The sequence below is a fragment of the Endozoicomonas sp. ONNA1 genome, assembly GCF_024606325.1.
Taxonomy (GTDB): domain Bacteria; phylum Pseudomonadota; class Gammaproteobacteria; order Pseudomonadales; family Endozoicomonadaceae; genus Endozoicomonas_A.
The window spans coordinates 1-3016 of the sequence record NZ_JAHHPN010000471.1; the positions used below are offsets into that span (position 1 = coordinate 1).

General features: G+C 46.3%; 3 protein-coding genes. All 3 read right to left on the reverse strand.

What is annotated here, in order from left to right; genetic code table 11:
• Window positions 1-180: 180 nt before the first annotated feature.
• Window positions 181-1230, reverse strand: coding sequence for a KTSC domain-containing protein (locus tag KDK19_RS10750; RefSeq protein ID WP_257291924.1), 1050 nt, complete (start codon window positions 1228-1230; stop codon window positions 181-183).
• Between the two features lie 28 nt (window positions 1231-1258).
• Window positions 1259-2158 carry a hypothetical protein gene (locus KDK19_RS10755; protein ID WP_257291925.1) on the reverse strand — a complete coding sequence of 300 codons (900 nt, stop codon included), beginning with the start codon at window positions 2156-2158 and terminating at the stop codon, window positions 1259-1261.
• Window positions 2159-2288: 130 nt separating this feature from the next.
• A partial coding sequence (locus KDK19_RS10760; protein ID WP_257291926.1) for an ABC transporter permease occupies window positions 2289-3016 on the reverse strand: 728 nt, incomplete at its 5' end.

Here is a 3016-nt window from a genome sequence, read left to right on the forward strand (position 1 = left end):
GTACTCTATCCAGCTGAGCTACGAGCGCGTAATACTAAATTGTTCACTGGCGGTGGGTGGGGAACCTTCTGAACGTTTGTTCTGATAAGGTGATTGCAATGAATGTTAGTTCATGAAAATTGCCAAGAAACGCCACAGTGTTGCGCCTTACCTTACTATTGGGCACAGTGCGACAGCAAATCAATAGAGCCTTCGAGATAGAAACTGCCCCCGAATGCTCAGGTTGTAATACCTGCCCACTGAGTCAGCAGATACAAGCTCACTGTATATACGTTCAGGCACATCATAATATCGGTAAACACTGCCACTGCTTGCAAACTCGATCTCCAGTATCTGCGCCACAGGGTCGTAGCCCGCTGACGATATTGCTGACGATGCCAACCCCCTTCGTTCAAAAGGAAGAGTTTCTAATGAGAGTGAAACCTCCTGAACAGCACTCTGTATATGTGAACGGCTTGGAGCACCAAAAAGGTACGAATCAATAAAGCTGTGGTTTTTCCAGTCCGGACTTTCACTGCTGTTCACCAAATTGCCCTCTAGCGCGTCATTCAAAAATAGTCTGACCGCATTAATAACGAGGTCATCGGATAACGTAAAATAGCGAGTAATTGACCCCAGGTCGCTCCCATTGGCCAGAGGACTGCCAACGTGACTGGCAGGGGTAGCAACTGAAACCATACCCATGACTCGCAACTGATTTAGCGACAAGCTTCCTACAGTTCTTTTATAAACCAGTCTCCAGGCTTCATTGCCATAGAAGTTTCCCTGAGAATGAGCAACCAGAAGCACTTTCTGACAGTTCTCAATATCTTTTAGATAGTTTGAAGTATGGCGTTGCAAATCACCATCCAAGATATAGCTGAAGGAGTCATAGGTTGAAGCCATATCTAACACTGCCTCACGAAACCAATCCGGTGCAACTTCCAGCCCTGAGAGCCAATTCAGGAGCTGATGATTGTCCTCGATTCCTTTCTGCCTACCAACTTCCTGTATTTGCTCATACCAAAACTCATTATTATTGTATGAAAGCTTGTATTTTACGCGGTAGCCAGTGAATGATCCTGATGTACTGCTTCGCAGTTTTATCAGAGCATCTCTTGCTTCCGTCAAACCCGTAAACATCCCGTTACCAAAGTAAACAGACAGCTCTGGGCGATCCACCTGACAGTTATAACTCCACGCATTCAGACAGAACAAACACAACAACTTGTTAATAAGAAGCCTTTTCATGATCTATCCCTGATCGTCTTTGCTGTTATTACCGGTTATTGAAGTGACACTGAGAAGAAAGATCATCTGGCAGCACAAATGTCATACCACTGAAATAGCTATTGAGCTTATTCCAGGCGTTCAGCCGTTCTTCCGTATTATAAATCTTTGCTTCAAGCTTTCTCAGATAGACGGTTGACTCACCCCCAAGGGTGTGAGAAATGCAGTCGATGGCTGCACTGAGTTCAGGTTCCATACTCAACACTATGGATTTATCATTAGAGTGTCTCAACGATTGTTGCTGAACCGCAGCAAACTGCCGTGCAGCCATTCGATCTTCCTTGTTATCAGGAAGCGTTGTTTCAATATAACGTTGGACATCATCCCTCACTCCATCCTGGTCCTGATCTACTCCTTCCAATCCCTGCAGTCCTTCCTCCCCTGGTTCGGGTGGCTGACCAAAAAGCCACACACCGCTGTTCTGCTGCAAAACACATTGATCCAACGGTTTGCTTGTGAAGTGATGAGAGCCTTCAGGCTTAAAGCAATATCTGAGCCCTTCCTTTTTAAAAACCATTTTTCCTCCTTGGTATCGCAAGGGGAAAAAATGATGGTTTCCAGAGTAAGGACGAACGACAGGAATAATTTTGTGTTTTATTTTGAGAACGCCAAGCACACCACCATATCCCTTGAGGTGCTCACCATCCAGGTACCACTCCTGCTGAGAGCTGGCATCGCACTGGTTCATTTTCACCAGTCTGCCCAGCTTGAATCGATCCCAATAGCCGAGCCATTTTTCTTTGTGATCAGCGGCATTTTCGCGACTAATCAGACCCGCTTGCAGGCACAAGCTTCTGTCTGCTTCCACAAACTCCAGAGTTCCCTCAGCAAAAGCTGTATTGAGAAAAGTGCAAAACACGACTGCAATGACAATCCGTTGAAAATCCATTTTCAAGGCTCTTTTTCATTGAGACATCACCAGAGCTAACCATTGACTATACGGCCCTGTCAAACAGCCCCTGCCAATAGCAGCCGGTAAACGGGCTTACCGGTAGTAGCCAATTAAGGCCATCGCTCCCTCACCGGAGCGGCTTGCCTAACCGAGTCACATGATCAAAGGTATAAACATGCTCCACCGGGTTTTCATTGCAGCGTCCCACCAGTCGTCCGGGAAAATGCCAGCCACCCTTTCCAACCGTGACTTCGCCTGAACACACCTTACAGTCTGCAATATAATGAACCAGCGCTATTTTTCGGTGACTGTATTCTCCAACATCATTTTTCGTTGGCCGGTATTCCAACAACCAATATTCCGGACTCAGTGAAACCCAGTCTGGCAGCATGGCCACACGCTTATCTACCAGACGGAATATAAAACCAAACAAAGCGAAGAAAACGCCAAGAAAAATAGCCCCTACTACCATAAAACCTGCCAATGCTCCTTTGAGTTTTGGTAAAAAGAGCGAAAGCGCCGGGCTCAGCATCAAACCGGAAAAAACCAGCAGGGGGATAATGACCACCGACAGGAATAACCAGAGTCGCCAACCTTTCATGTCGACCCCATCAAGGAATCGGGCAATCAATGGGCCACTCTTTTTCTTTTGCTCATGATACCGAATACCCATTTCTGGCAAAGGATAAGCCGTTTGAGCCTCAGAAAAAGCCACCGTTTCATCTTCCGTCAGAAAGACAGGTTCTAAATAATATTCATTGCGAGTACCTTTACCACCGCCCAACTTTTTAGCAGGAACACCGTAGCACGACAGACTGTTATCCAGAGCAACATCCTTGACACGGACATCATCTT